At 32.0% G+C, this 24,412-nt stretch carries 17 protein-coding genes and 2 tRNA genes; 7 read left to right on the top strand and 12 right to left on the bottom strand.

What is annotated here, in order from left to right; genetic code table 11:
• Positions 1-56: 56 nt before the first annotated feature.
• Both DKT72_RS06095 and DKT72_RS06090 read right to left on the bottom strand, forming a co-directional pair.
• Positions 57-2,159: an MORN repeat-containing protein gene (locus tag DKT72_RS06095; RefSeq protein WP_111307836.1), complete on the bottom strand. Its 2,103-nt coding sequence runs from the start codon at positions 2,157-2,159 to the stop codon at positions 57-59.
• Positions 2,156-3,154 carry a hypothetical protein gene (locus DKT72_RS06090; RefSeq protein WP_111307835.1) on the bottom strand — a complete coding sequence of 333 codons (999 nt, stop codon included), beginning with the start codon at positions 3,152-3,154 and terminating at the stop codon, positions 2,156-2,158. The genes DKT72_RS06095 and DKT72_RS06090 overlap by 4 nt, the downstream gene beginning before the upstream one ends.
• 130 nt (positions 3,155-3,284) lie before the next feature.
• On the opposite strand from DKT72_RS06090, the gene DKT72_RS06085 reads away from it, so the two are divergent.
• Entirely contained in the window at positions 3,285-5,408 is a 2,124-nt protein-coding gene (locus DKT72_RS06085; protein WP_111307834.1) for a Tex family protein, read from the top strand.
• Positions 5,409-5,455: 47 nt separating this feature from the next.
• Here DKT72_RS06085 and DKT72_RS06080 read toward each other — a convergent pair whose 3' ends face one another.
• Entirely contained in the window at positions 5,456-5,956 is a 501-nt protein-coding gene (locus tag DKT72_RS06080; protein WP_111307833.1) for a hypothetical protein, read from the bottom strand.
• 598 nt (positions 5,957-6,554) lie between these two features.
• Positions 6,555-6,986 (bottom strand): tellurite resistance TerB family protein, encoded by a 432-nt coding sequence (locus DKT72_RS06075; protein ID WP_111307832.1) that lies wholly within the window; start codon positions 6,984-6,986, stop codon positions 6,555-6,557.
• 326 nt (positions 6,987-7,312) lie between these two features.
• Between DKT72_RS06075 and mfd the strand changes: the two genes are divergently transcribed.
• Positions 7,313-10,660, top strand: a complete 3,348-nt coding sequence (gene mfd, locus DKT72_RS06070; protein ID WP_111307831.1) for a transcription-repair coupling factor — start codon at positions 7,313-7,315, stop codon at positions 10,658-10,660.
• A gap of 33 nt (positions 10,661-10,693) precedes the next feature.
• Positions 10,694-12,019, top strand: a complete 1,326-nt coding sequence (locus DKT72_RS06065; protein WP_111307830.1) for a TlpA family protein disulfide reductase — start codon at positions 10,694-10,696, stop codon at positions 12,017-12,019.
• Here DKT72_RS06065 and DKT72_RS06060 read toward each other — a convergent pair.
• Positions 12,016-12,375 (bottom strand): YraN family protein, encoded by a 360-nt coding sequence (locus DKT72_RS06060; protein ID WP_111307829.1) that lies wholly within the window; start codon positions 12,373-12,375, stop codon positions 12,016-12,018. The genes DKT72_RS06065 and DKT72_RS06060 overlap by 4 nt on opposite strands.
• A 37-nt stretch (positions 12,376-12,412) precedes the next feature.
• Positions 12,413-14,665, bottom strand: coding sequence for a TonB-dependent receptor (locus DKT72_RS06055; protein WP_111307828.1), 2,253 nt, complete (start codon positions 14,663-14,665; stop codon positions 12,413-12,415).
• Positions 14,666-14,775: 110 nt separating this feature from the next.
• Between DKT72_RS06055 and DKT72_RS06050 the strand changes: the two genes are divergently transcribed.
• Together DKT72_RS06050 and DKT72_RS06045 are read left to right on the top strand one after the other, a co-directional pair.
• On the top strand, positions 14,776-15,432 hold the full coding sequence (locus tag DKT72_RS06050; RefSeq protein ID WP_111307827.1) for a metal-dependent transcriptional regulator: 657 nt from the start codon (positions 14,776-14,778) through the stop codon (positions 15,430-15,432).
• Between the two features lie 4 nt (positions 15,433-15,436).
• Positions 15,437-17,317 carry an Nramp family divalent metal transporter gene (locus DKT72_RS06045; protein ID WP_111307826.1) on the top strand — a complete coding sequence of 627 codons (1,881 nt, stop codon included), beginning with the start codon at positions 15,437-15,439 and terminating at the stop codon, positions 17,315-17,317.
• A 16-nt stretch (positions 17,318-17,333) separates the two neighbouring features.
• Here DKT72_RS06045 and hemG read toward each other — a convergent pair whose 3' ends face one another.
• Both hemG and DKT72_RS06035 read right to left on the bottom strand, forming a co-directional pair.
• The gene (hemG, locus tag DKT72_RS06040; RefSeq protein ID WP_111307867.1) at positions 17,334-17,879 is read right to left on the bottom strand and encodes a menaquinone-dependent protoporphyrinogen IX dehydrogenase; all 546 of its coding nucleotides are present in this window, start codon (positions 17,877-17,879) and stop codon (positions 17,334-17,336) included.
• A gap of 117 nt (positions 17,880-17,996) precedes the next feature.
• Positions 17,997-18,068: transfer RNA gene (locus DKT72_RS06035), tRNA-Arg, on the bottom strand.
• Between the two features lie 755 nt (positions 18,069-18,823).
• On the opposite strand from DKT72_RS06035, the gene DKT72_RS06030 reads away from it, so the two are divergent.
• Positions 18,824-19,744, top strand: coding sequence for a helix-turn-helix domain-containing protein (locus tag DKT72_RS06030; RefSeq protein ID WP_162623250.1), 921 nt, complete (start codon positions 18,824-18,826; stop codon positions 19,742-19,744).
• Between the two features lie 16 nt (positions 19,745-19,760).
• Here the strand turns inward: DKT72_RS06030 and DKT72_RS06025 are convergent, their stop codons facing one another.
• From DKT72_RS06025 to rseP, 4 genes are all read right to left on the bottom strand, one after another.
• Positions 19,761-20,351 carry a PepSY-associated TM helix domain-containing protein gene (locus DKT72_RS06025; RefSeq protein WP_111307824.1) on the bottom strand — a complete coding sequence of 197 codons (591 nt, stop codon included), beginning with the start codon at positions 20,349-20,351 and terminating at the stop codon, positions 19,761-19,763.
• A gap of 1 nt (position 20,352) precedes the next feature.
• Entirely contained in the window at positions 20,353-21,885 is a 1,533-nt protein-coding gene (locus DKT72_RS06020) for a DUF2271 domain-containing protein (RefSeq protein ID WP_111307823.1), read from the bottom strand.
• A 146-nt stretch (positions 21,886-22,031) separates the two neighbouring features.
• Positions 22,032-22,105, bottom strand: a tRNA-Asn gene (locus DKT72_RS06015).
• 75 nt (positions 22,106-22,180) lie between these two features.
• The gene (gene rseP / locus DKT72_RS06010) at positions 22,181-23,521 is read right to left on the bottom strand and encodes an RIP metalloprotease RseP (protein ID WP_111307822.1); all 1,341 of its coding nucleotides are present in this window, start codon (positions 23,519-23,521) and stop codon (positions 22,181-22,183) included.
• Between the two features lie 170 nt (positions 23,522-23,691).
• On the opposite strand from rseP, the gene DKT72_RS06005 reads away from it, so the two are divergent.
• On the top strand, positions 23,692-24,366 hold the full coding sequence (locus DKT72_RS06005) for an SCO family protein (RefSeq protein WP_111307821.1): 675 nt from the start codon (positions 23,692-23,694) through the stop codon (positions 24,364-24,366).
• Positions 24,367-24,412 lie beyond the last annotated feature (46 nt).

Raw genomic sequence — 24,412 nt, 5'->3', positions numbered from 1 at the left:
TTATGTGACGTTACAATTTAAAAAAGCGCAGAATTGATTTCAATTTTATCACTAATTTACATTGAAGTTTTTATGTTTCCATTTGCCCAAATACCCCTATTGAGAACATTTCCGTTTTTGTCATAATACATTCCCCATCCCTCTCGATTATTATTTGAAAAATCACCGTAATAGATTTCACCAGTATTTTTATAAATATACATACCTTGGCCTTCCCTAACATTATTGTTCCAGTTACCTATATAAATATCTTGATTTTTCCAAACAATACTTGCTGGTCCATTTATAAACGCATTCTTGAAAAACCCAGTGACCACTGTACCATCGCTATAGGTTAATTGTCCAAAACCATCATTGCAGTTGCCTTGGCAACCATTTGAAATTGTCTTATTTCTGTATGGCTCAAACATGTTTGTCACTTGTGCCCCGTTTTCGTAATAACCTGCGCTGGTTATTACCTGATTCGTTATAAAATATCCGAAACCATGTTGCTTTCCCTGTTTCCATTCACCAATATAAAATTGATTGATGTCTTTCCAGTTATAGATACCATTCCCATCACGAATTCCGTCTTTAAAATTGCCCATATAAACACCTTTATCATATGTTTGAATGCCATAACCATTCGCCTTACCGTTTTTAAATAAGCCAATGAGTGTCGATTCTTTCGTTTGCAGTTCTCCATAGCCATCTATGCAGTTCCCCGATAAGCAATTAGTATTTGAAGATGTAGTATTGGTTGATGTTTGTTTTGTGTTATTAAGTGTTTCTGCATCGGTTTTTTCATCATACATTCTAGCCAAATACATTTTATCTTTTTCCATGTTGTAATAATCTGGAAACACATACGTTGGAACGTTATTTACATAAGCTAAAAGACCGTAATCTCCAAACTTAACACGATTAGAGAATGATGTGTTATTAATACTAACACCTTTTAATACCATAAGGACTTTGTTTGTTTCTCCATCTAAATAATAATAAAATTGATCTTTGTTTTCTGGCAGTAAAATACCAGGCGCAAAGGTTTTTTCTTTAGCATCTTTAAAGAAAAACGTTTTTTCTTCGGAGTTGTTTTTGTCTACATGATATGAAAATAAGTAGTTAAGGATATAAAATGAAACACTTTTTTTTGAATTTAAAAAAACGTTTTTTCCTTGATAAAATACAACTACCCTATTTTCAGGTAAATTTTTTAAAAGCACTTCACTGTCTTTTGCTATAAGTTCCATTTTAATCGTGAAACCGTTAGTTAATGTTTTGTTATAGGCATCTTTAGCTATATAATAATTTTGAGTTAAATCATCATAAAAGAGTAAGTCGTTAGAGCCTTCTAACTGTGTTTTTAATGGACTGTAAAAGTATGTACCGTTTCTATAAATATGCTGGTATAAATTGCCATTAGCATCTTTTTTTATAACAATTTTATAATCTAAAGGTTTGTTGGCATCAGAATAGTAAACAATAGAATAATTAAAAGTATCAGTTAATTCGCCACCATTTATATGTTTATCTTCAATACTATTTCCTTTTCCATCTAATTTAGATTCTATTTTGAGCTCAATATTATCTGAATTTGATTTGGAATAAATAAGCCTACCATCTTTATATCTTTTTTCTGAAAGCAACGTTTTTGAAGCTTCCGTTTCTGTTGAAAATACTTTAAGTATGGTGCCTTCTTTGGCGTATTTAAATGTCGTGGAGCTTTTTAAAACATCAGACTCGTATGCTTCTTGTTTTATAAGGCGGTTTTGTAAGTCGTAAGTGTATTTTTTTGTTTTAGATTGCTGTGGTTGATTATATTTTTCTGGTATTATTTGGGTATCTGAAATTAAAAGCCATTTATCGTTGTAGGTATAGACATGACCGTTTAATTCTGTAATATAACCTTGGTCATTTAAACCCCATTTCCAATCGAGTTTTCCGTTTTTATACGAGTATGTATTATCCCCTTGATAGTCGGATTTTGAAGTAAGAAGTCCTTCTTTATTAAAATAATATTGTGAATTGTAGCAGTATACATCGCCTTTCAAATTGAAATGTTCTAACTTAAATTTTAAAACAATAGGGTTTTCGGGCGCATTTACTAAATCTACTTTTTGGGCAAAGGTGTCTATGCTAGAAAATAAAATTATAAGTAATAAGATTAGTCTTTTCAAGGTTTTTGAGCTTTAATTTTTTGGTAGGTATCATCCAAAAATTTCAATAATTCATTTTGATCTGTTATGGTATATGTTTTTTCATCTGTGGTCATTATAGTTCGAAATGTCAAACTAATTTGATTTTGTAAAGTTAATTTTTCAGGTATTTGAGCCGTCCAAACGCCATTAGATTTATAGTTGCTATAACTTAGTTTTTTAGTGTTTTTTGAAGTATCACTTTTTTTAGTATTAAATGATTTATTTAGTATGTTAAATACGTTTCGAGCTTTTTCTTCAGAATCTTCATAGGTATTTGTGATATTCATTTCTATTAAATTATTATCATCATCATACAGATAATCAGTTGTTTTAACAATAGTTTGTTGGAGTTCTTTATCTACATAAATTGTGTTTGAAAATAGTATTTGGTTTCCCGAATAATAAATAGATTCTAAATTCGGCTGATAAGATTTTTGAGAATTATTTTTATAGTGATAAAGAATGTCATTATGATTGTCAAAATAAGTGACAGTCTTCATTTTATCTCCGTTTTGATCGTAAAAAACACTACTAACCAAGTTACCTGAGGTATTGTAGTTTCGGTCTTCAGTTTTTCGTTTATAACCATTATCTGAAGTTTCATATACTGCTACTAAATTATTTTCTTTTACATACTGGTAAGTTGTAATGCTAGATACAGGTTTTTCTTTATTAAAGGACAAAAATGAGCTTTTGTTTAATTGACCAGCTTCATTGTATTCATTAACTGTTTGTGAACCATAAGATTTGTCAGCCATAGCATATTTATCTTCAGTTAATTTACCGTTTTTGAATACTAATACTTGTTGTGAAATGGGTAAGAACTCTTTGGTTTCGCCATTATAATTAGCTTCCATAATTTGGACAGCTAGAGTCTTTTCTGGAAGATTAAAATCCTTTAAAGTTGTTTTTTGTGCCCAAAAGGAATTGGTTGTTAAGGCAAGAAGTAAAAATGTCAATAATATGTTTTTCATAATAGTCTTGGTGTTGCTGTTTGTAACAAAAATAGAAATCGAACAAGCACCAATCCATACGATACATGTCGTATATTTTTCAAACAAATAAACTTGTTATATTTGCTTTTCAATTTATTTAAACTTTTTCATGTCTTTAATTTCATTTATAATTTCCCAAACCCAATTATCAGAAGCCTCCATAAAAAACACTGTTGAATTATTAAATGAAGACTGTACCATTCCCTTCATTTCTCGTTATAGAAAAGAACGTACAGGTAATTTAGATGAGGTTCAAATTGGTGATATTGTAAAATATAAAGAACAGTTTGAAGCCTTAGAAAAAAGAAAATCAGCCATTTTAAAAGCACTGGATGAACAAGGTGTTTTAACGTCAGAATTAAAACAAAAAATGGAAGCGGCTCCAGATTTAACAACACTGGAAGATTTATATTTACCCTACAAGAAGAGCAAAAAGACAAAAGCTGAAACAGCACGGCAAAACGGATTAGAACCTTTGGCAAAAATAATGATGAGCCAAAATGCCCATGATTTAGAGTCCGTGGCATTTAAATATGTAAAAGGAAACATCGCTTCTGTGGAAGAGGCTTTAGAAGGTGCTCGACATATCATTGCCGAATGGATTAACGAACGCAGCGATATTAGAAACAACATCAGACATCAATTAGAGCGTTTTGCCATGATTTCTACAAAAGTGGTGAAAGCAAAAAAAGATGATGAAAATGCCCAAAAATTTAGAGATTATTTTGAATGGGAAGAAAACTTAAGTCGCATACCCTCGCATCGTTTATTGGCGATTTTAAGAGCAGAATCTGAAGGTTTTATTAAGCTTAAAATAGCTATTGATGATGATAAAGCTTTAAGCAAAATAGAAGACAGAATCCTTCGTTCTAACAACGATTGTTCAGAACACATTCAAATAGCAATCACAGATGCTTATAAACGGTTGTTATTGCCATCCTTGTCAAACGAAGCATTACAAATAGCAAAAGAAAAAGCCGACGAAGCCGCTATTTCGGTATTTACAAAAAACTTAAAGCAATTATTGTTAGGCTCTCCACTAGGTGAAAAAAGAGTTTTGGCAATCGATCCAGGATTTAGAACAGGTTGTAAAGTCGTATGTTTAGATGAACAGGGAAACTTGTTATACAATGAAACCATTTATCCGCATCCACCAAAAAGTGACACGATGGGAGCCATAAAAAAGATAGGATCGTTAACCGAAGCCTATAAAATTGATGCGATTGCTATTGGTAACGGCACAGCCTCAAGAGAAACAGAAGACTTTATTCGAAAGATTCATTTTAAAAATGAGGTACAGGTTTTTGTAGTGAGTGAAGCAGGAGCCAGTATTTATTCGGCATCAAAGATTGCACGAGAAGAATTTCCAGATTATGATGTGACGGTGAGAGGTAGTGTATCTATTGGAAGAAGGCTTCAAGATCCGTTGGCAGAGTTGGTTAAAATTGATGCGAAATCTATTGGCGTTGGCCAGTATCAGCATGATGTAGACCAAAATAAACTTCAAAAATCATTGGATGTGGTTGTTGAAAATTGTGTAAATGCAGTTGGTGTTAATGTCAATACAGCAAGCAAATCCCTGTTAAGTTATGTATCTGGCATTGGGCCTAAACTGGCCGAAAATATTTTTGAATATAGAAAAGAACATGGAGCGTTTTCATCAAGACAAGACATTAAAAAAGTACCTCGTTTGGGAGATAAATCCTTTGAGCAAGGTGCTGCTTTTTTGAGAATTAAAGAATGTAAAAATCCGCTAGACGATTCTGCGGTACATCCTGAGAGTTATGCTATTGTTGAAAAAATGGCAAAAGATTTAAGCAAAAGTGTTTCAGATTTAATAGGAAATAAAGACTTACTTCAAAAAATAGATTTAAAAACATATTGCACCGAAGCTGTTGGCTTGCCAACGCTTCAAGATATTCTTAAAGAACTTGAAAAACCGGGCTTGGATATTCGTGAGCAAGCTAAAGTATTTACATTCAATCAAAACATAAAAACGATAAATGATTTGCATGAGGGGCAATTACTGCCAGGAATTGTTAATAATATTACCAATTTCGGATGTTTTGTGGATATTGGCATTAAAGAAAGCGGATTGATTCATGTGTCAAACCTTTCAGATAGTTTTGTTAAAGATGTTAATGAACATGTAAGCCTGCACCAACAAGTGATCGTAAAGGTTTTAGAGGTGGATATTCCGCGTAAGCGTATTCAATTAAAACTGCATAAATAAGAAAAGCGAACCATTTGGTTCGCTTTTCTTAAATTAAAAAATGGCTTTTAAGAAGCTATTTTACTTATGATTTGTTGTGGTATAGAGGCCTTAATTAATTGTTGCCATTTTTCAATACGTTGCCATTCAAAATCTTCATTTAAATCATCATCTACATTAAAAAAGTTGATAATAGTATTTGGTTTAGAAGCAGATTTATAAATAAATTCTAAATCTAAACTCTTTAGTGATGTCGTCTTATTTGTTCCATTATTATAGTTTTTAATAATATGACATTGTTTTAAGTCTGCTAAACTAATATCAATAATAAAGGGCTTGTTTAGTTTAAAGTGAATATAGGTAAGTGTTTTATTGTCACTACTTATCCCTATAAAATTTTTACGCCAAACGTCTTTAACGCTATAAATGATGCCGTTATTTTTTATTAATAAATGGGCTTGTTTTTTTATACTAAGTGTATTTTTTGTTCCATTATAAATAAATATGATAAAAGGAACGAATACGCATAACACTAAAAGCGTAGAAATAATTACTAATGAAATTTTCATCTTGTATGTTTTAAATTAATTTTATGAATAGATAAACCACCATGCCATTTTTTAATGATTGGTGTTTTGGTTAATACAATAAAATCAATGGGTTACAAGAAGGAATGGAAAGGGTAAATAATGGTACGAGTGGTTAAATTTAAATCAAAAAATCCACAAATTTTTAAGTACTGTAAATTAGTATTTAAATATCGTTTGTTTAGAGATGATGCAGTTGTGTAAAAACAACTAACGGAAGGCTGCTCTTTTTCCTTTTCAAAATTTACTAAATGTTCAAAAGAGTTATTAGTTGATATAGCACATGTATTAAAAGCATTGTCAATTTTAATATCATGTGTATGTACGAGGCGTTTAAATGAAGTAGCACTTTCTGTTTTGAACAGAAATAACGAGAAGAAACTAATAATAACCGTTAAAACGAAACAGTTAAGTTTTGACATTTGCCACTAAATTAGAATATGTAAATGTATAAATAAAGGATGTTAAAAAAACAATAATTTTTAACCTTCTTAAGATGCATAATCTTACTAACTATAATTGATTAAACGAAAAACGCGAACCTTTTGGTTCGCGTTTTTCGTATTGAATAAAGAATATATTATCTATTCATATGTTTCATTTCATGCATAAAAGTTTCTAAGTCCACTTCTTCATTTACTAAGCACAAAGCTTTGTCAATAATATATTTTACGTTTTGTACATGAAAACCTAACCCAATGGCAATTTTGGTTAGTAAAATTTCTTCGTGGTCTCCTTTAATATGATCTACATAAACCATACGTGCTAAATCGTATAAACGCTCTAAACGCTGATCGTAAGAATGAGGCGGATTTATAGGATGCGATTTGTAATCACTTAAAATAAGTTTGTAATCACCTTCACTAATATCTAAGTTATGAGCCAATCTATCTAAAAAGGCTTTTTCTTCTTCAGAAATCACGCCATCATCCATCGCCACTCTTACGATAGCCGCAAAATGATCTTCGTTACGCTTTTTAAATCCACTATCAAATAAATCTGAAAACGACATAAATTCTTGTTTATATTTTTAAAGTGCTGCAAACCTACATATTTTTTTCATTTTTTTTACACAAAATAAACCGAAAAAAACATTCAACAGATTTGGTGTCGTTAATATAATTAAGACAAAAAAGTATTTTAAATAGAGAAAAATGTCTTTGTTTTTGCTGTTTTCTAGTCCTATCACGGATTATGTTTTGGAGGTTGGTTCTTATCGGAAATGATGAGTGCCCAAATAATACTTAAATATTCATAAGAATAAAGTTATAGATTTGTTATTTATTATAATAAAATAAGGGCAAAGCTTATATTTGTCATCTTAAATACCATAATTACGTGAGTAAAACCATTCTCTCGCAAACCTATTCACAGATTTTACAAACGCAAAATCTGCAGGTTGCTATTGCCAAAAATCAAGGTAGAACCCATATAAAAGGCTTGGTAGGCTCTTCTCTATCCTTTGTTATTTCAAGTGTTTTTAAAGATGCAGACAAACCTTTTTTATTGGTGTTTAATGATAAAGAAGAAGCGGCTTTTTATTTAAACGACCTAGAGCAACTCATTAACAATAAAGACGTGTTGTTTTATCCAGGCAGTTACCGTAGACCATATCAAATTGAAGAAACAGATAATGCGAATGTGTTGTTGAGAGCTGAAGTTTTAAATCGCATTAATTCACAAAAAAAACCAGCAATAATAGTTACTTATCCCGATGCCCTTTTTGAAAAAGTAGTTACTAGAAAAGAACTGGAGCGTAACACCTTAAAAATTAGTGTTGGTGATAATTTATCCATAGATTTTGTTAATGAGGTGTTGTTTGAATACCAATTTAAACGGGTTGATTTTGTTACTGAACCAGGAGAATTTTCAGTGAGAGGTGGTATTGTAGATGTGTTTTCGTTTTCAAACGACGAACCTTATAGAATTGAGTTTTTTGGTGATGAGGTGGATAGCATTAGAACCTTTGATGTTGAAACACAATTGTCCATTGAACAAATTAAAAAAATCAACATCATTCCCAATGTTGAAAATAAATTTTTGAACGAAGAGCGTGCGAGTTTCTTAAAATATATAGCTTCAAAAACAGTACTTTGCTTTAAAAACCCAGACTTGTTTTTTTCAAGGATTGATGATTTTTATGCAAAGGCAGAAGAGGCTTTTAACACGCTTTCATCAGACATTAAGCATGCCAAACCAGAAGAGTTATTTTGTAATTCGGAGTTGCTAAAAAGACAATTATTGGATTTTTCGATTGTGGAGTTTGGAACTATGGCTGTTTTCTCAAATTCTTCAGATGACGTTATTGAATTTAAGACATCCCCTCAACCGTCGTTTAACAAGCAATTCAACTTATTAATTGAAGATTTAAATACCAATTATGATAAAGGCTTTACCAATTATATTGCCTGTGTAAGCGAACAGCAAGCGAAACGTTTTCATGATATTTTTGACGATTCACATTTAGAAGTCAAGTCATATAAAACCATCACCTTGTCTTTGCATCAAGGGTTTGTAGATTATGATAATAAAATAGTTTGTTATACCGATCATCAAATTTTTGAGCGCTATCATAAATTTAATGTCAAAAACGGTTACGCTAAAAAACAATCCATCACTTTAAAGGAATTAACCAATTTAGATATTGGTGATTACGTAACTCATATCGATCATGGTATTGGTCGTTTTGGTGGTTTGCAAAAAATTGATGTAGAAGGTAAAAAGCAAGAAGCTATTAAATTGGTTTATGGCGAGCGTGATGTCTTATATTTAAGTATCCACTCGTTGCATAAAATCACTAAGTTTAATGGTAAAGACGGAAAGCCTCCCAAGATTTATAAATTGGGAAGTAATGCTTGGAAAACACTTAAAGAGAAAACGAAATCGAGGGTTAAGCATATAGCTTTTAATCTTATTCAATTATACGCCAAACGAAAAACGGAGAAAGGCTATCAATACAATCCAGATAGTTATATGCAATTGGAATTGGAATCTTCTTTTTTATATGAAGATACCCCCGACCAAACCACAGCAACGGCCGATATTAAAGCAGATATGGAAAGCGATCGCCCTATGGACCGATTGGTGTGTGGCGATGTGGGATTTGGCAAAACCGAAGTTGCCATTCGAGCAGCCTTTAAAGCGGTTGATAACGGTAAGCAAGTTGCCGTATTGGTGCCAACCACTATTTTAGCATATCAACATTCCAGAACGTTTACAGAGCGTTTAAAAGATTTCCCCGTAACAGTAGATTATTTAAACCGATTTAGAACCGCTAAAGAGAGACGAGAAACTCTTGAAAAGTTAGAAAATGGCAAAGTAGATATTATTATTGGTACCCATCAGTTGGTTAATAAAGATGTGAAATTTAAAGATTTAGGGCTTTTAATTGTTGATGAGGAACAAAAATTTGGCGTGGCTGTTAAAGAAAAATTAAAAACTTTAAAAGACAATGTCGATGTGTTAACTTTAACAGCCACACCCATTCCCAGAACGCTTCAATTTAGTTTAATGGCTGCAAGAGATTTATCGGTTATTACAACACCTCCACCAAATCGATATCCTATTGAAAGCCATGTGATTCGTTTTAATGAAGAAACCATTCGAGATGCCGTGAGTTATGAAATTCAGCGTGGTGGACAAATATTCTTTATTCATAATCGTATTGAAAACATAAAAGAAGTAGCTGGTATGATTCAACGTTTGGTGCCAGATGCTAAAATTGGTATTGGACATGGTCAAATGGATGGCAAAAAACTAGAACAACTCATGTTGGCTTTTATGGACGGGGCATTTGATGTTTTGGTGAGTACAACCATTATAGAAAGCGGATTGGATGTACCCAATGCCAATACTATTTTCATTAATAATGCCAATAATTTTGGGCTGAGCGATTTACACCAAATGCGGGGTAGAGTAGGGCGCAGCAATAAAAAAGCATTCTGCTATTTTATAACACCAGAATATTCGGCCATGACCGATGATGCCAGAAAACGTATCACTGCTTTAGAGCAGTTTACAGAACTTGGTAGCGGATTTAATATTGCTATGAAAGATTTAGAGATTCGTGGTGCGGGCGATTTATTGGGTGGAGAACAAAGCGGGTTTATTAATGAGATTGGTTTCGATACCTATCAGAAAATATTGAATGAAGCTATTGAAGAGCTTAAAGAAAATGAGTTTAAAGACTTGTATGAAGAAGATATTGACGCCAAAGTATATGTAAAAGAAGTTACTATCGATTCTGATTTTGAGCTGCTTTTCCCCGATGATTATGTGAACAATATTGCCGAACGTTTAAATTTATATACCCAATTAAATGATTTAAAAACTGAAGAGGAATTACAAAAATTTGAAACTCAACTTATAGACCGTTTTGGGGAATTGCCAATTCAGGTTCGGGATTTATTAAATAGCGTTCGTATTAAATGGATAGCCACCAAAGTAGGTTTCGAAAAAATAATCATGAAACAAGGCAAATTTATTGGTTATTTTATTACCGATCAACAAAGTAGTTTTTACCAAAGTAATAATTTTACAAGTGTATTACAGTACGTTCAAACAAATCCAAAAACCTGCCAAATGAAGGAGAAACAAACCCGAAATGGTTTACGCTTATTGTTAACCTTTGAAAACATAAAATCTGTAAAACAAGCTCTAAAAGTTTTAGAACCTATTATGGCTTAATAATTGATTCAATTTTAAAAAAATATACACCACATGAAACGTCTTTTTTTTATTTTCCTTTTAGTGCCAAGTCTCTTTTTTGCACAACATACCCTAAAAGGAACTTTTACTCCGGCTGAAGATTTTAAAGCTGTATTGCTTTATAAAATTGAACCTTCAAAACTTAATTATATTGACAATGCTACCTTAAAAGATGGCCGTTTTGAATTAAAATTAGACTCCAATGTGAAGCCAGGAATGTATAAATTAATTTATGCGTTGCCGCAGGAAGAGAATTATATCGATATTATTTATAATGGAAAGGAGGATATTGCGTTTACTTTCAATGTTGAAAATAATGTGGTTTATCAATCCTCTTCAGAAAATAAACTAATGGCTTCTTACATGCATAGCATGGCAATGATACAACAAAGTTTGAGTAATTTTTTCTCTCAAAAAGGGCAAGATCCTAAAGTGTTAGCGTCTATTTTTAAAACTCAAAAAGAAACCCAAACCAATTTTGAAGAAGCAGCTAAAGGCACCATTGCATTAAATTTTATTAAGGCAAATACATTTTATATTCCCGAAAAAGAAGAAGATGTTAAAACCTATATGAATAATTTGGAAACTCATTTTTTTGATCATGTAGATTTTAAAAATGAGGTGCTACAAAGCTCTAACTTTTTAAGTGAACGCATGTTTAATTATGTGTTCAAATTGTCTCACCAAGGATTAGACAAAGTGTCAAATTTTAAAAAGAACATTGATGTTTTTTATAAAGCCATGAGTGAAGCACCTTTGAATATTAAAAGCAGTTTACTTTTAGAATTATGGGAGCGTATGGGTAAAGATGGTTTTGAAGAAGTTGCCAATTACATAGCGGACACCTATTTAATCGACATTGCTAAACTTGAAAATAATCAAGAATTGGTGTATAAATTAACAACGTTTAGAAATATCTCCCTTGGACATAAAGCACCAGATTTTTCATTTGAAGTTTTAGAAAACGGAAAAAAAATCGCCAAAAAATTAAGCCAATTAGAAGGTGCCGAAAACTATATTGTTGTGTTTTGGAGCAGTACCTGTTCGCATTGTTTACACGAAATTCCCATATTAGAAGATTTTGTTAAAACCCAAGAAAAAGGGAAGCTAAAAGTAATTGCTGTTGGTTTAGAAAGTGAGGCTAATAATTGGAAAGATACCATTACTAAATTTCCGGATTTCATCCATGTTTTTGGAGAAGGTAAATGGGAAAATAAAATTGGTGATGATTATGGCGTCACTGCCACTCCAACGTATTTTATATTAAATAAAGACAAAGAAATTATTGCAAGACCAGATGATGTGGTTGCTTTGAAAGCTTATTTTGAAAATAACTAAAAATGATAAAATGCATTTTCTAAATGTTCTATTTTAAAATCTTTAGAAGCTTTAATAATGGCAATAATATCAAACCTTACTTCCACATCTAAACCATTAACTGTTACGTATTCATCAACTGCTTTTACCAATTGCTGAATTTGTTTTGGTTTTACAAAATCTTGCGGATTACCAAAATCGGCAGTCGAGCGTGTTTTCACTTCTATAATAGCGAGTATATCGTCTTTTTGGGCTATAATATCAACTTCAGCTTTATCAAAACAATAATTGCGTTCTATAATCTCATACCCGTTTTTTAATAGAAAATCTACAGCCAGCGCTTCTCCTTTTTTGCCAAGTTCGTTATGTTGTGCCATAATTAAAAATAATAAATTATTTAGTAATTATAGGGTGTTAATCAATTTTATAACGCAAACCAAAAAACAGACGCCTGCCTTGATTAGGAGCATACACATAACTTGGGTCGAATGTTAATGCGTAAGGGTTTTCGTCTGTGGGCATAACTTGTCCGTTAGAATCAAATTCTACATTTTTATCAAAAGGGTCGTGAGCTCTGGCAATAATGAAAGGGTTTCCTTTATCGGGTGTCCAGTTCAAAAGGTTTTTTACACCAGCATAGAATTCAAAATGGTGTAATCCATCATATGTGAATTGAATGTTTTGAATACTCCAAGTGGGTGAATAGGCTTGTCTTGGGTCTAAAGAACCTAATAAAGGCAATCGCATGGGGCCATATAAATTCCCGGAGTAATCCACGAGGATGTTTGTTTTATGATTTTTATAGGATAAAGCCCAAGTTCCTGAGAATTTTTCGCTTAAAATAGGTCTTGATTTTACACTGTTTTCTGTTTTTGAAACGTCTTGAAACGTAAAACCTAGTAAGGCTTTAAAGTTGCTATTAAACGTACTGTCAAAATTAAAACTAAACCCCTTGGTAGTCGAAAATCCATCTAAGTTATTATAAATAATTTGATTCGGATTGGTATCATAATCTGGTATGATGGCATTTTTAAAATAGGTGTACCAAGCTGAAGCATCAAAAGTGAAAATCATCCCACTTTTAAGGTGTATTTTTTTAAGATAATTAATGTTCATATTATAAGACGTTTCAGGATTCAAGGTTTCTGTAATAACAACGTCCCTAGCTCCAGTTAGCGCAGCGTGTTCTTCAGTAAATAGGTTTACTACACGAAATCCCGTTCCAGCATTAACTCTTAAAATATCATCCTCAGTTAGTTTATAACTATATGCCATTCTTGGGGTTAATATGGAGCCATGTCTGTCATCATAATCATATCGCATCCCTAGTAATAGTTTTTGCCGTTCACTGAGCTTTATCTCATCTTGTACAAAGACTGAAGGGATAGTTATAACATCAGCTTTTGGCGTTGCAGTGGTGTTATCATTATAAAAATTATACCTAGCCCCGACCCCAAATAATAAATCGTGATGATTTAAGGTTTTATCCCAAATGAATTGCCCAAACCCAATTCGTTGTTTTGCCAAATACAACGTAGTACCATAAACCGAGTTTTGATCATGATCTGAATACGAAAATTGAAATCGAACTTTTTCTTTTATAGGAAGCTCATAATTACCTATAATTTCATAGCGTTTGGTATAAATACTTTCTCCATAAACGGCATCACCTCCTCTAAAACTTTTGTTCCATTGAAGTTCGCCGCCCCATCTATCTTCATAAAAAAACCTGCTAGCTAACGAAAGTTTATTTCCTTTCTTTTGTTTGAATTCCCATTTTTGAAATACAGAAATACGTTCTTGAAGGGGCACATCTGTAAAATTATCATGGTTATTATCAATCGGGTTATTGTAATTAAAATAATTTGTACCCAATAAAAGTGACCCATTTTCGCCTATTTTAGCTTTGAGACCAACATCTAAATTAAATTCGCCCCAAGAGGTTGTAAAACTATCAGCAAAAAATAAAGGGGCATTTTTTGGTAATTTGGTGATGATATTAATCAACCCACCAACAGCTTCACTACCATAAAGAGATGAGGCCGGACCTTTAACAATTTCAACTTGTTCGATAAGCGAATTGGGAATCCCGCTTAGTCCATAAACGGTTGATAAACCACTAACAATGGGCATGCCATCAATAAGAACAAGAGTATAAGGACCTTCCAAACCATTAATATGAATATCTCCTGTGTTGCAAACATTACAGTTAATCTGCGGACGCACGCCATTTATATTTTGAAGTGCTTCAAAAATGTTTGGTGTTGGATTTTTTTTGAAGAAAGTTGCACTGTAAACTTCAACAGGTATGGGGGTTTCCAAACTATTTACAGCTTTTAATGTGCCGGTAATAACTATTTCGTTTAAAGATTCAGTTTCTTCTAGTTCGAAATTTACTTTAAGATTTTCGTTAACGATCTCAATTTTTTTGATTATTGTTTTGTAACCAGTAAAGGAGGCACGAATTGTATAAGTTCCGGGTTCTATATTTTTTATTATATACTTACCATTTTCGTTTGATGACTGTCCAAAAGCTGTATTTTCAATATAAATATTCGCATAGGGCAACGATTTTCTATTGGAAGTTATAGTTCCTTCAATGTTAAAGGTGTTTTGTGAATTAGCAAGCGCAGAGTTAAATAATAGTATAATAAAAATATATTTCATTGCCGGAGTGTTAATTTTTTTGTAAATATAAATATATTTTTAGATTAGTCTAAAAATATATTTATATTTAAGTAAATACATTTTGTATATTTGTGCTTTAAAATGGATGTATGGTAACATTATCTGAAGAAAACTATTTAAAGGCTATTTACCATTTAGGAAAACAAGGAAGTATTGCGGTAAGCACTAATGCCATTGCTGAACAAATGGAAACCAAAGCATCTTCGGTAACCGATATGATTAAAAAATTGGCAGATAAAGATCTGGTTAATTATATTAAATATCAAGGAGTTAGCTTGACTAAGGAGGGGCGTTTAGCGGCTGCAATGGTAGTGAGAAAGCATCGACTTTGGGAGGTTTTATTGGTAGAAAAGCTCAATTTTTCTTGGGATGAAGTACACGACGTTGCAGAGCAGCTAGAGCATATAAAATCTGAGAAGCTAATTAACGAATTGGATGCTTTTTTAAATTATCCAAAGGAAGACCCACATGGTGACCCCATTCCTGATAAGGATGGAAACATTAAAAAAGTTGAAAAGATTTTATTAGCGCAAGTGGATGCAGAGACGTCTTGCATTTGTGTTGGGGTTAAAAATTCTTCAAAAGAATTTCTGCAATATTTAGATAAAATAAAGATGGCTTTAGGAAGTCACATTGAAGTGATTGATAAAGAACCTTTCGATCAGTCGATGATTATCAAAATAAACAATCAGAAGCTAAATGTTTCTACAATTACAGCGAATAATCTTTACGTTAAATTAGTATAACCTCATGAGAAAAGAAGGCAAATCGTTAGAAGAGGTACACGAGTCCATTCAAGTAAGCAAAAACACTTCTGTTTGGAAGAAAATCTTAGCTTTTTTTGGTCCCGCTTATATGATAAGTGTTGGTTATATGGATCCTGGAAATTGGGCAACCGATATTGCAGGTGGTAGTCAATTTGGATATACCCTTATTTGGGTATTATTAATGTCTAATATCATGGCATTATTACTACAAAGTTTAAGTTCCAGATTGGGCATTGTAAGAGGTAGGGACTTAGCTCAGGCATCACGAGAATCCTATTCCCCTTTTATAAATTTCATTTTATATATTTTGGCTGAAATTGCCATAGCTGCATGCGATTTAGCCGAAGTTTTAGGAATGGCAATTGGTTTGCAGTTACTATTTGATATTCCGTTACTTTGGGGCGTAAGTATCACCGTTTTGGACACCTTTTTACTACTTTTCTTGATTAATAAAGGTATTCGAAAAATGGAGGCCTTTATCATTACATTGATTGCCATCATTGGGGCATCATTTTTCTTAGAAATGGTTTTGGCAAAACCTGATTTTGCAGACATTGCGGCCGGCTTAGTTCCATCCATACCAAACAGTGCCGCTTTATATATTGCTATAGGAATTATTGGTGCTACGGTAATGCCACACAATTTATATTTGCATTCTTCGTTAGTTCAAACCCGGAAATTTGATCGTACCCAAAAAGGCATTAAACAGGCCATAAAGTATAATTTTATAGACTCTGTTATTGCTTTAAACTTGGCATTTTTGGTGAATGCCGCTATTTTAATTTTGGCTGCAGCTGCTTTTTTTAATAATGGCATGTTTGAAATTGCCGAAATTCAAGATGCCCACCAATTATTAGAACCTCTTTTGGGCTCTAAATGGGCACCTATTTTATTTGCTTTAGCGCTTATTGCTGCAGGGCAGAGTAGTACGGTTACAGGGACTTTGGCAGGACAGATTGTAATGGAAGGATATTTGAATTTGCGTATTCAACCATGGGTAAGGCGTATTATCACTAGGTTGATTGCTATTATTCCAGCTATTTTGACGGTTGTTTTATTGGGGGAAGGAGCTACAGGAAAGTTATTGGTATTAAGCCAAGTGGTACTGAGTTTACAATTAGGATTTGCCATTATTCCGTTAATTCATTTTGTGAGTGATAAAAAGAAAATGCACAATTTCACCATTAGCATTCCTACACAAATTGCTTCTTGGGTTATAGCACTGATTATAGTATCGTTAAATGCCAAGTTGGTTTTTGATGAAATTGATGGTTGGTTGCAAACAGCATCGCACCCTATTTATATCTGGATTTTTGTAATCCCTATTGCCATTGGAGCAGCGATTCTGCTGGTATATATTATTTTTAAACCTCTTATAAATCACCAATTAAAATCGCCGAAATTGGTGCCTCATATTGATGAAGTTGTTTTAAATGATGAATTAATTACCAAGCCTTATAAAAATATTGCCATTGCGATAGACTTTTCTAATGTCGATAGTAAAAATATTGCAACAGCCCTGCACTTAGGGGGCGATGATGCCTCTTATACTATTATACATGTGGTTGAAACCGCAGGCGCTTTGGTTTACGGAAATCAAATTGATGATTATGAAACCTCAAGTGATGCGACTTATTTAAAAGAATATAAACAGAAAATTGAAGATAAAGGCTTTAACGTGTCCATAAAATTAGGATTTGGAAATCCGAAAAAACAAATATCAAAAGTCGTTAATGAAGGTTCTTTTGATATTTTAGTTATGGGAGCTCACGGGCATAGTTGGGTAAAAGACATTCTTTTTGGAACTACGGTTGATGCCGTTCGCCATAAAGTTAATATTCCGGTGATGATTGTTAGGGAGTAGCTTTTGAGGTTTTTGTTTAAATGGGTCTCTTTAAATAGCTTTCCCTTATTTTCATTCCGAAAGCAGCCACTCGCCCCCATTCTGTAAATTCTATGGGATAATCTGATTGTGTTGGTCCATTTGTTAATTTCATAATGAGTTTAATCATTAACTTATCTATAAATGAATAGGATTTATAATCTAATTTTCCAGCAAATACATCTAAAAAATCGGGAGTCCAACTTGTTTCTTTTAAGAATTTAACGAGATACGGGTTTGTGTTTGGCGTATTTTTATCTTCTTTTCTTGCAACCAAGTTAACCGAGAAAAAAGCCGTTTTTATATCCTTAAAGTTGTTTTTATTATTAAGTACAAATTCAGTAATTTTTGCATGATGTTTGCCATATCGAATACTAGCTCCAATAATCAATATCTCAAATTCAGATACATTTCCTTTAAAATTATCAATGGAACAGAGTTCGGTTTCTATTTGCCTCTCATTAAAAAACGCATTTAATTTTTCACAAATCTTTAGAGTTTGCCCATCTACAGAAGAATAAATGATTCCGATTTTTCGTTTCATAAGGCCTTTTTTAAGGAAATCTTGTTTTAGGATGAACAACTAACTTTAATATTCTAACAGTACAATACTTCCTTAAATATATTTAGTTTGGAAAGTAGATACTTGATTCTAATAAAGTGACTCCACCAAGATTCGAACTTGGATCTAAAGTTTAGGAAACTTTTGTTCTATCCCTTGAACTATGGAGCCTAAATAAAAAAGTGACGTGCAAATGTAAATTTTCGAAATCCTCTAAAAATACTGCGTTTTGCAAATATAACTTTAAAGTTAATATTTTAAACCTTGCTTATAAGATTAATTTTGTTCAGTTTTTAAAAAGCTTTTCTCTCAAGAATAATAAATAAAAAAGCTTCTACATTTCTGTAAAAGCTTTTTTGGATTTAGTTTTGCACACGAATCTCAAAATTCAATATGTGATGATAATAGCAAAATAAATCGCTCCATGTTTAATACTTTTTTTTAAAATCGAAGCTGTTAATATTAAGAGAACTCAATATCTAGATAAAAATAATAAAGCTTTGTTTTATATGTTGCTGTTTTATTGAGGTTTGATGTAAAGCAGTAACAATTTTAAAAAAACAGTGACTATTCGGTTCCATTTAGGCTATTTTGTTAACTTTGAATATGGTTGATTTAATTCATTCTTTTTAAAAAACATAAAGAACATGCCCCTTTTTTTTATTAATTCTGCCTTAATTTTAATTGGTTTTTTAGGTCTATTTGTAATATCAATTATGCTATTTTCCTATAGGTCTAATATTTTTGTGAATATTTATTTGGTAATAATTTTTTCTATATGCTCTATTAGAAATATTATAATTGGTTTGCTTGCATTTACCAATTCAGGTTCAATACTTAATTCAAAATTAATTGCCCCAATTTTCTTAATCGCAGTCCCTTCTTTATTCCTATATTTTAAATCTTTAGTCAAAGATTATGAACACGTGCACAAAAAAGACTTAATTCATTTTATTTATCCTGTAATGAATTTGGTTTTGAATTTAGTGCAAAAATACGTTCCTATTTTAGAAAATGAATTCATTGAAGACATAAGGTTTATAAGTTTAATAGTATTCTTCTTATTTTATTTGATGTTGTCTTTTAATGTACTTTATAAAAATTTATGGAATGAAAGTTTAAAAAAATCCATTGCAATCGCCCATTACCTTCTTATAAGAAATTGGACGGTATTTATGTTTGTAATTGCAACGTTTTTAGTTTTTAGAGTTTTGTTTTCACTTTATTCTGAAAAATTATTGGATGAATTATTTCGAGCTCATAATTATTCTGTCTTAGTAATAATGCCTTGGTTGCTCCTTTATGGTAAAATTTTGATAAACCCTGAAATTTTACATGGGTATCCCAAATTAAAAAAGCGATTAATTAAAATTGAAAACAATATAAACTTTACCGATCATGTTTGGGTTTTTGATTTAAAAGATATTTCAAACCCCCAAGATAAAATATTAAGCGACAGTATAGAAGAAAGAGTTGTCCCTTACATTACCGAGATTGAAAATTTTGTAGAAAAAGAGAATCCTTTTAGGACTCCTAAATTTTCATTCGCAGACTTTGCAAGAGCCATACATATTCCCACAAGCCATATGTACTATATTTTTAAATATCATGCGATAGTGACTTTTTCTGAGTATATAAATTATTGTAGGATCAAAGATGCTTTAAAGCTTATTAACGATGGAGATTTAAATACTCTAACTTTAGAAGGTTTGGCAAGCAAAGTAGGGTTTAGTTCATATAATTCTTTTTTAACGGCTTTTAAAGAGCAAACCAATCAATCTCCCAAAGACTATTTATCTAGTAGAAGTAACATGGCACCCTTAAATATTAATTTGGCGTTTAAGTAATGTATGGATGAATATCCTATTGGCCCCAGAAATGGTAGATAATATAAATTAGAATTAGTCCTGCAAAAAGTAGTGCAACACCTGCCGTTCTCTTTTTCTTGATAAACAATAAAAGAATGAGGCCCGTTAGTGAAATAATAGTCATTAAAATAGCTGAAACATCAATTGTCCAGAGCCATGCTTTACCAGTGTCCCTACCTTTATGAAGATCATTAAAAAAGCCCATTAACCCTTGATTGGTCTGCGTTAAAGAAAAGCTAGCATCCTCACGATTTATAAATATATCTGAGGCATAGCCTGGGGCTTTGAACGTTAAACTAATTTCACTGTCATATATTCTGAAATCAGTAACCGAACCTTTTACTTTATACTTGTTTCTAAAAAACTCAACAATCTCTAACTTTTTAATTTTTAAAGTATCGGTTGCGCTTATCCAATTGCTATCAATTTTCCCTTCGTTTTGAGTAATGGAAGTATTATTTTGGAAATAATCGGCATGATTTAATGTAAGACCTGTAATTGAAAAAAAAAGCACAATTACAAAGCTAATCATGGAAAGATAAATATGCAGCCACCTAGAATATTTAGCAACAAATTTCTTGGTCATTTTATTTCTTTTTAATTTTCAAAGAAGCTGAAGCTACTTCTGGGTTTGAAGGGAGTTCAATTTTAAAGGCTTTATTGTTTGCCTTAATTTCTTGAGTAATTAATTGATAAGTGCCATGTTCTCTAACAACTTCAATATTTATGATGTAATCCCCCTTTTTTACATAAGCACCAGCATCATTTTTTCCATCCCATTTAATAGTATAATGGCCAGCAGGTCTGGTAGCGCTTGAGACCGAATTGATGGTTTGGGATTCTACATTAAAAGTAGAATAGTTAGCTCGGTACCAAGCTTTCAAATCACGTATCCAACGCGGTTTATTATACCAAACCGTTAATGTTCTAATGGGGTTTTTATCTTCATCTTCAATCCAAATAGCCACAAAAGGTCTTCTGTAAGGCCCTTCAAATTTTGCCAATTCAAGATTTACTGCCAGTTCGTATTTAGGATCCCATTCATCGTTACTTGCTAAACTATTTTCAGCAATAGATGGTTCTTTTTCTATTTGAAAAGATGTCCAATTATCGCTTTCAATTCGATTTCCATTTTTATCAATAAGCAAATAAGCGACGTTTGGAAATTGTTTTGCTAACAAAGCACTTTCTTTAATTGTCATGATATTAAAAGCAGTTGCCATAGCACCGGCGTCTGTGGCATTATCGGCTATCACAGTAGCTGATATGATGTTATCTGCTGGCATGCCAGTTCTTGGATCAATAATGTGGGAATACCATTGGTTCCCAATATGGTTTCCTCGTCTATAATTTCCGCTGGTTGCGATAAATTTATTTTGGATTTTCACAAAGTCTAGAGCATCATCATTAATAGCATTTGCTTTGGGATTGGTGATTTCTATAGTTTCATTCTGATTGCCTAACACTAAAATATCACCACCTATATTCATCACTACATTTTCAGCTTCTGTATGCTCCATAACCTTTTGGGTAGCTTGATCCATAATATAACTTTTCACAAAAGTATTTAGCATTAATGGCGTATTAGTTAAATGCGTCACCGTATTGTTTTTAAAATCAATTTTCCAATGCGCTTGAGATGCTGTATTTATAGCATTTTGTAAATCAGTATTAGATGGCAATATTTGTGTGTTTTCAGCATGTTCCCATAATTGGCTTATAATTTCAAAAGCAGGATTTATAGCACCATTAGTTTTATATTTCCACATATCAAATAAACTTAAAACGTCTATTAATTCTTTAGATACTTTAATGGGTTTATTTTGGGTACGCATCCATACGCTAAATTCACTTTCGGTATTATAGGCACTTAATATGTTAGAAAGTCGGGTGATTTCATCTAACGCTATTTTTTCAGCCAATAAAGCTTGTTTGCTAGAAGTCGTTTTTACTTTCATTTCGAAAGAAGTTCCCAAAACGTTCTCAAATTGGGATGTGTAAACTGATGTATTTTTTTCTTTATTCTTTGTTGGAAGTTTCCAACTTGTTAATGTGATTATAATGATGGAAAAGAATAATATAAAAAATATCTTATTTTTTTGAAGAGCAGGAGTTTGCATAATGTTAATGATTATATTCTTTAGATACTAATTTAGTATAAAGGTTTAATGAAAGACTTGTTTATTATTGAATATAAATTTAGTTGATCTCGATGCTTAAAACCAAAAAAGACCTTACATTTCTGTAAAGTCTTTTTCTTGTTAAGCTCCCCCTCTTGGGCTCGAACCAAGGACCCTTTGATTAACAGTCAAATGCTCTAACCAACTGAGCTAAGGAGGAGTGTTACTTTTTCGCTTTTGCGAGCGCAAATATATATATTATTTTATACTTTGCAATATAAAATTTAAAAAATATTTAATTAAAAATAGCTTTAAAAATATCATTTCCGTTCGCAAAAAGCACTAAGGCTATAAGTATAAAGAAACCAACCATTTGCGCATATTCCATAAACTTGTCGCCAGGCTTTCTGCCCGAAACCATTTCATATAATAAAAACATCACATGGCCACCATCTAAAGCTGGAATAGGTAATAAATTTAAAACACCTAACATAATGGATAAAAAGGCTGTGATAGACCAAAAGGCTTGCCAGCTCCATGTGTCAGGAAAAATATCAAAAATAGCTTTAAAACCACCAACACCTTTATAAGCACCAGTACTTGGGCTAAAAATAAGTTTTAATTGTCCGAAATAAGAACTTATTTGTCCAGTAAGCTTGTCATAGCCTATACCAAAACTTTCACTAAACGAATATTCTTTTTTAATGACATCAAAATATCCCAGTTCGCTAAATCGTCTTGGACTGTTAGCAGGAAAAATTTCTAATTTACCATTACTATTTACTTGCAATTGTCTGGACAGAGTTTCATTGCCACGCAAAACAGTTGCAGTAATAGTTTGTCCTTTTAAAGTGCTTAAAACTGAGGAAAATTGATCGAAATATTTTATTTCATTACCATTAATAGCTGTTATAATATCTTTTTGTTTTAAATCAACATTTTTGTTTTTCGAACTATCTACAACTTCACCAACCATAAAAGGAATTCTTAGTTCAAACAAACTATGATTTTTACCGTCGGAAAATTGCCCTAAAAAGTCTTGAGGCAAATCAATTGTCTTTTGAACGCCATCTCTTTCAATGGTTACTGATTTGGCACCTATAAAATTGGATTTTATATCAGATTCATTAACAATTTTTTTATCGTCAATAGCAATAACGTTGTCTCCAGTTTTAAACCCTAAATTTATAAGTAAAGGGTTTTCAACCCAATAGCCATCTTTTATACTCGCAGCTGAAATATCTTCATCTCCATACCCAAAAGCCATAAAAACGTATATAAAATATGCCAAAATAAAATTAACCGTAACACCACCCAACATAATAATTAAACGTTGCCAAGCTGGTTTAGAACGAAATTCCCAAGGTTGTGGCGGTAATGCCATTTGCTCGGTATCCATACTTTCATCTATCATTCCCGATATTTTAACATAGCCGCCTAAAGGTAACCAGCCAATACCATAAACAGTATCGCCAATTTTCTTTTTAAACAATGAAAATTTCACATCAAAGAATAAGTAAAATTTTTCAACACGCGTTTTAAATGCCTTTGCAGGGATGAAATGACCTAATTCATGTAAAATGATCAGTAATGAAAGACTCAATAAAAATTGAGATATTTTAATAACAAACTCCATATATCTGTAATCCGATTTTTTATAATCCGCACAAAAGTAATCTTTTAAACCAACTTTAAAAAGCTAATTATTGATAGTGCTTTGTTTTAACAAGAATTTAAGCCTTTATATCATAGTTCATCTCTCAATTTCATTGTATTTTTGTATTAATTTAATGTTTATCTGTTTTAATGCTATCATTTTTTAAAGATTATAAAATTTTTGCTATTGTTTTTGGTGTTGTTTCTATGGTTATCGTTACAATCATCTATAGCAAACTGAACGTTGATAAACCCTTGCAGGTTTACCAACCATCCATGGTGAATGCTGAATTGGTTGATAGTACCATTCAAGATCAAAGAAAATATCATAAAATAGCAGATTTTTCGCTTATTAACCAAAATGGTAAAGTGGTTACTCAAGATGATTATAAAGATAAAATTTATGTGGCCGATTTCTTTTTTACTACCTGTCAAACTATTTGCCCAATAATGACGAGCAATATGGCAGATGTTCAAAAAGAAATTATGGATGATGATGAGGTGATGTTATTGTCTCACTCAGTTACTCCAGAAATAGATGATGTGGCTCAATTAAAACGTTATGCTTTAGAAAAAGGTGTTAACGATTCCAAATGGAATTTGGTGACAGGCGATAAAAAACAAATTTATGAATTGGCTAGAAAAAGCTATTTAGCTGTAAAAGGTTATGGAGATGGTGGACCCTTTGATATGATTCACACCGAAAATTTTATGCTAATCGATAAAAAAAAGCAAATAAGAGGCTTTTATGACGGCACCAAAACAGATGATATAGACCGCTTGTTAAATGATATTAAAATCTTAAAAAAAGAATATCAAAAATAGTTTTTGTCATACAATTTTTTTACCCTAAAAATTTACTTTACTTTTG

The sequence above is a fragment of the Confluentibacter sediminis genome (assembly GCF_003258355.1).
Taxonomy (GTDB): Bacteria; Bacteroidota; Bacteroidia; order Flavobacteriales; family Flavobacteriaceae; genus Confluentibacter; species Confluentibacter sediminis.
This window is presented reverse-complemented; position numbering and strand designations above follow the sequence as displayed.

Coding starts and splice junctions, on each gene's coding strand:
- DKT72_RS06090 (WP_111307835.1), bottom strand. CDS start 3,154: ATGAAAAACATATTATTGACATTTTTACTTCTTGCCTTAACAACCAAT.
- DKT72_RS06085 (WP_111307834.1), top strand. CDS start 3,285: ATGTCTTTAATTTCATTTATAATTTCCCAAACCCAATTATCAGAAGCC.
- DKT72_RS06080 (WP_111307833.1), bottom strand. CDS start 5,956: ATGAAAATTTCATTAGTAATTATTTCTACGCTTTTAGTGTTATGCGTA.
- DKT72_RS06075 (WP_111307832.1), bottom strand. CDS start 6,986: ATGTCGTTTTCAGATTTATTTGATAGTGGATTTAAAAAGCGTAACGAA.
- DKT72_RS06065 (WP_111307830.1), top strand. CDS start 10,694: ATGAAACGTCTTTTTTTTATTTTCCTTTTAGTGCCAAGTCTCTTTTTT.
- DKT72_RS06060 (WP_111307829.1), bottom strand. CDS start 12,375: ATGGCACAACATAACGAACTTGGCAAAAAAGGAGAAGCGCTGGCTGTA.
- DKT72_RS06055 (WP_111307828.1), bottom strand. CDS start 14,665: ATGAAATATATTTTTATTATACTATTATTTAACTCTGCGCTTGCTAAT.
- DKT72_RS06050 (WP_111307827.1), top strand. CDS start 14,776: ATGGTAACATTATCTGAAGAAAACTATTTAAAGGCTATTTACCATTTA.
- DKT72_RS06045 (WP_111307826.1), top strand. CDS start 15,437: ATGAGAAAAGAAGGCAAATCGTTAGAAGAGGTACACGAGTCCATTCAA.
- hemG (WP_111307867.1), bottom strand. CDS start 17,879: ATGAAACGAAAAATCGGAATCATTTATTCTTCTGTAGATGGGCAAACT.
- DKT72_RS06025 (WP_111307824.1), bottom strand. CDS start 20,351: ATGACCAAGAAATTTGTTGCTAAATATTCTAGGTGGCTGCATATTTAT.
- DKT72_RS06020 (WP_111307823.1), bottom strand. CDS start 21,885: ATGCAAACTCCTGCTCTTCAAAAAAATAAGATATTTTTTATATTATTC.
- rseP (WP_111307822.1), bottom strand. CDS start 23,521: ATGGAGTTTGTTATTAAAATATCTCAATTTTTATTGAGTCTTTCATTA.
- DKT72_RS06005 (WP_111307821.1), top strand. CDS start 23,692: ATGCTATCATTTTTTAAAGATTATAAAATTTTTGCTATTGTTTTTGGT.